Annotated in this window: 4 protein-coding genes; 1 reads left to right on the top strand and 3 read right to left on the bottom strand. The window is 60.8% G+C overall.

The window, feature by feature from the left end; translation table 11 throughout:
* Positions 1-122: 122 nt before the first annotated feature.
* The 3 genes from KUO17_RS26050 to KUO17_RS26040 form a co-directional block, all read right to left on the bottom strand.
* Positions 123-983, bottom strand: coding sequence for a TIGR03915 family putative DNA repair protein (locus tag KUO17_RS26050; protein ID WP_217978425.1), 861 nt, complete (start codon positions 981-983; stop codon positions 123-125).
* The gene (locus tag KUO17_RS26045) at positions 980-2,200 is read right to left on the bottom strand and encodes a putative DNA modification/repair radical SAM protein (protein ID WP_217978424.1); all 1,221 of its coding nucleotides are present in this window, start codon (positions 2,198-2,200) and stop codon (positions 980-982) included. The genes KUO17_RS26050 and KUO17_RS26045 overlap by 4 nt, the downstream gene beginning before the upstream one ends.
* A gap of 147 nt (positions 2,201-2,347) precedes the next feature.
* Complete coding sequence (locus KUO17_RS26040) at positions 2,348-3,334, bottom strand: GlxA family transcriptional regulator (RefSeq protein ID WP_217978423.1); 987 nt, start codon at positions 3,332-3,334, stop codon at positions 2,348-2,350.
* Between the two features lie 123 nt (positions 3,335-3,457).
* Between KUO17_RS26040 and KUO17_RS26035 the strand changes: the two genes are divergently transcribed.
* Complete coding sequence (locus KUO17_RS26035; protein WP_217978422.1) at positions 3,458-4,339, top strand: MBL fold metallo-hydrolase; 882 nt, start codon at positions 3,458-3,460, stop codon at positions 4,337-4,339.
* Positions 4,340-4,380 lie beyond the last annotated feature (41 nt).

Raw genomic sequence — 4,380 nt, 5'->3', positions numbered from 1 at the left:
GGGGGAGCGAGCGGCGGGCAGCATCAGCCCGCGCCGATCATACACAGCCGTTCCTGAACGCGCACCTGTAGGCAAAAATCCGGCGCATGTGCCTATGGCCCCTGACACCCGGCAGAAGCTGTTCATTGTCGATTGAGCCGCGCGCCCACGCCCTCCCCCACTGCGATGCGCTTGCCGCCCTGTTGCCCCACCTCCGGTGCCTGCCCGTCACGCTGCTTGCCCTGTCGCGCCTGCCCTATCAGCCGCCCAATCAGCGGCCCCTCCGGCAGGTGGCGCCAGAAGCGGCCCGGCATGTGCTGGCGCATGGCGTCGGGGTTGACCCGTGCCGGGTTGAACGTGTGCCGATAATAGGTGCGCCACAGTTCGGCACCCGGGTCGTCGGCATGGCATGCCCATTGGCGCCAGACCTCGGGGCAATGACGGTGATAGTCCAGTACCTGGCCATCAAAGCGGATACCGTCGCGTGGCGTGGCGATCAACCAGCGTTGCTGGCCGAGGCGGTCGGCAAAGTGACTGCTGGCGCTTTCAAGAATGTCGTGGGCCGGCTCGTGAAATGCCACCAGGTCAAGTTGCAGCTGTTCGGCCAATGCCGGCGGCAGCGGCACGAAGCGCACGAAGGCATGCAGGTGATGGGCTTCGCGGCTGACCTGCTTGATCCGCCGCTGCAGCTCGCTGCCCAGGCGATCACCCGCCAGCATGGCGGTACGGTCACCATGGGCAACGCGCCAGAGCACTTCATACAGCAGGTTCCAACGTTGCTCGCCACGGTAGCGCGCCGCCTGCTCCAGTTGCGCCAGCAAGGTCGCCGGCACCCGCGTGCGAAATGGCCCAGGGCCTTGCGGCAAGGGGGCCGGCACGGCCAGCAGGTCGAGCATCGGGCCACTCGACCACACCACCGCGGTAGGCTCGATACCATGGCCCAGCAGCACGCGAGCCTGGTCACGCCAGGTGCCGAAGTGGTCGTCACACTCCAGCGCGATCATCCCCACAACCCCATCTGCACCGGGGCCTGCGGCTCACGCAGGCGTGCATGCAGCAGGCTGCTGCGCATCTCGGCCAATGGCGGCCGATAGTCGCAGGTGACAATGAACGGGCGTGCCTTGTCCAGTACGCAGCGCAGCTGGATGAGGTCGTCATAGCGGATGCGCCGCTCGCGCCGCAGTGCCACCAGGCGTTGCACGCTGCGCAGTCCGATGCCCGGAATGCGCGCCAGCAACGCAGGTTCGGCACGGTTCACATCCAGCGGGAACACGTCGCGATTGGCCAATGCCCACGCAAGCTTGGGGTCGATGTCCAGCGCCAGGTTGCTCGACTGGGTCAGCAGTTCGCCGGCCTTGTAACCGTAGCCGCGCATGAGAAAATCGGCCTGGTACAGCCGGTGCTCGCGCAACAGCGGTGGCGCCGCCAGCGGCACGCTGCTGGGGCTGTCGGGGATCGGGCTGAAGGCCGAATAGTACACGCGCCGCAGGCCATAGCCCTGGTACAGCGATTCGGCATTGTGCAGGATGGTGCTGTCGTCGGTGGCGTCGGCGCCCACGATCATCTGGGTGCTCTGCCCCGCCGGGGTGAAGCGCGGCGCATTGACCTCGCCCGCCACGGCCTGCTGGCCGCGGTGAATGGTGCCCATGGCCTGGCGAATGGTCCTCACCTGTTTTTCCGGCGCCAGGCGCTGCAGGCCTGCTTCGGTGGGCAGCTCGATGTTCACGCTCAGGCGGTCGGCCAGGCGGCCGGCCTCCTCGATCAGCAGCGGGTCGGCGTCGGGTATCGTCTTGAGGTGGATGTAGCCGCGAAACTGGTGCTCTTCGCGCAGCAGTTGGGCCACGCGGATCAGTTGCTCCATGGTGTAGTCGGCGGAGCGAATGATGCCCGAGCTCAGGAACAGCCCGCTGATGCAGTTGCGCCGGTAGAAGTCCAGGGTCAGGCGCACCACCTCCTCGGGGGTGAAGCGCGCCCGGGGCACGTTGCTGGAGCGGCGGTTGACGCAGTACTGGCAGTCGTACAGGCAGAAGTTGGTCAGCAGTACCTTGAGCAGCGAAACGCAGCGCCCATCGGGGGTGTAGCTGTGGCAGATACCCATGCCGTCGGTGGCGCCCAGCCCTTCACGCCCGCGCGAGCTGCGCTTGGGCGCGCCGCTGCTGGCGCACGAGGCATCGTACTTGGCGGCGTCGGCGAGGATGCCGAGCTTGGCGATGAGCTGCATGGGGAATACCTCTGTACTGATTATCCATACAGTATTCCGAGACAGGCCTGCGCGCAAGGGCCGGTATCACTGCACTTTCATACCCAAAGGCAAAAGGCGCCTGATACACGCTCGCCCTCGACTTGTTCTTTGCGGGCAGTGCGTTGACTAACTGCTGCTCACCTTTGGGCCCGGGTTCATCTCGCGAGAAAACGTTCGCCGATACTCAGAGGGCGACGTACCTAAATGAAGGCCGAATTGTTGCCTCAACGATAACGGCGTTCCAAAACCCGCCTCCGAGGCAACGCACTCGATAGGCAAGTCCGTCGTTTCCAACAGCGCTTGCGCTCTGACTACGCGTTGAGCATTCAACCATTTTGAGACGGTAGCACCCGTGGCGTCTCGGAATCGCCGAGTAAACGTACGCCTGCTCATTTTCGCCCTGTCTGCCAGCACGTCGAGCGAAAGATCACTGGAAAGGTGCTTGCGCGCCCATGCCAGTACATCAGACAAATGAGTTTCACTGGATAGCTGCGGCACAGGGTGCTCAACGTATTGCGCTTGGCCTCCCTGCCTGTGCGGCGGCGTCACCAGCATCTTTGCAGTACGATTCGCCACGTCAGCACCGAGCCGCTGACGCACCAGGTGAAGGCAGCAATCGATTGCCGCGACGGTGCCTGCGGAGGTCACTATATTACCGTCACTGACGTAGAGCACTTCAGGCCTGAAACGAACCTCAGGAAAGCGCCGTGCAAACTCCTCCCGGGCTGCCCAGTGAGTGGTTGCCTGCTTCCCATCAAGTAGCCCCGCATCTGCGAGCACGAATGCTCCCAGACATAACCCGACTATGAGCGTGCCCTGGGCATTGGCGAGTTGGAGGGCGTTCACAAGCTGTGCAGATGCAGCAACCGACTGATCGCCCCACGCTGGAATGATGATGACTTCAGATGCCTCCATCAGTTCAAGGCCGTGAGTGACCGCCAAGCCAATGCCTTGATCGCTACTCACCATTCCCGGTGTCTCTGCGCAGTAGCTGACCTCGTAATGGGGTTCACCGGGGGCCGATTGCGCGGTCCCCAGCACGACGCCTGGCACAGAAAGGTGGAACAGGCTTACGCCGTTGAACGCTAGGACGGCAACACGTATGGATTGCATCTGGCTACCTCGGACTGGCTCTACCGTGGCCCAATTTTATCGAATTCTGTCATTCAGGCCACTATCTGACTGCAAGGCATTCAGCAAAAATAGTGTCATCGGTGAATCAACAGGATTAATCACATGAACTTCAAAACCCTTCCTCTGACGCTAAGCATCGTTTTTGTTGCAGCCAGCACCCACGCATTCGCAAGCGCTGAAGCCCCTGTCGCATCCCACAAAGTAGACTTTCAGCAAGTGCGTAACGCAACGGTGAAAATCACTTATGGTGGTACGACCTTCCTGATCGATCCAATGCTGGCCAAGAAGGGCGCTTACCCTGGTTTTGAAAACACCTACCGCAGCAACTTGCGCAATCCATTGGTTGATCTGACCGAATCGCCTGCTAATGTGATCTCGGGCATCGATGCTGTCATCGTCACTCATACACATCTTGATCACTGGGACGATGCAGCACAGAAAGCGTTGCCTAAAGATATCCCCTTGTTTACCCAGCATGAAGAAGATGCCCAGTTGATTCGCTCACAGGGTTTCAGGAATGTGCGCGTATTGACGAATGACGCTGAATTCGGCGGCGTCAAAATCACCAGGACCGGTGGTCAGCACGGCACAGACGAAATGTATGCCGCCCCCACCCTCCCCAAACTCCTTGGCGAAGCCATGGGCTTAGTGTTTCAAGCCCCGGGCTACAAGACCCTCTACCTTGCTGGCGACACTGTATGGCGTGAAGAAGTCGATCAGACCATTGAGAAATATCACCCCGACGTCATCGTACTCAATGCAGGGAAAGCAAAAATTTCCGGGTACGAGGGATCGATCATCATGGGTGAGGAAGATGTCCTTCGAGCATCCCAGGTCGCAAAAAACGCCCACATCGTCGCCGTTCATATGGACGCAATTAATCACATGTCCCTGACGCGCGAAGCGCTGCGCACTTATATCAAGAAACACGGCATCGAACGTCGCGTGGATATTCCAGAAGACGGCGCTTCACTTGAGTTCTGATTAAACCCTGTTGGTAGAAAGCAAAAGCCGGGGCGGTATAC

It is taken from the genome of Pseudomonas aegrilactucae, assembly GCF_019168305.1.
Classification (GTDB): Bacteria; Pseudomonadota; Gammaproteobacteria; order Pseudomonadales; family Pseudomonadaceae; genus Aquipseudomonas; species Aquipseudomonas aegrilactucae.
Note: the sequence above shows the minus strand (reverse complement) of the source record. Positions and strands in the feature narration are given on the sequence as shown.

Coding starts and splice junctions, on each gene's coding strand:
- KUO17_RS26050 (WP_217978425.1), bottom strand. CDS start 983: ATGATCGCGCTGGAGTGTGACGACCACTTCGGCACCTGGCGTGACCAG.
- KUO17_RS26045 (WP_217978424.1), bottom strand. CDS start 2,200: ATGCAGCTCATCGCCAAGCTCGGCATCCTCGCCGACGCCGCCAAGTAC.
- KUO17_RS26040 (WP_217978423.1), bottom strand. CDS start 3,334: ATGCAATCCATACGTGTTGCCGTCCTAGCGTTCAACGGCGTAAGCCTG.
- KUO17_RS26035 (WP_217978422.1), top strand. CDS start 3,458: ATGAACTTCAAAACCCTTCCTCTGACGCTAAGCATCGTTTTTGTTGCA.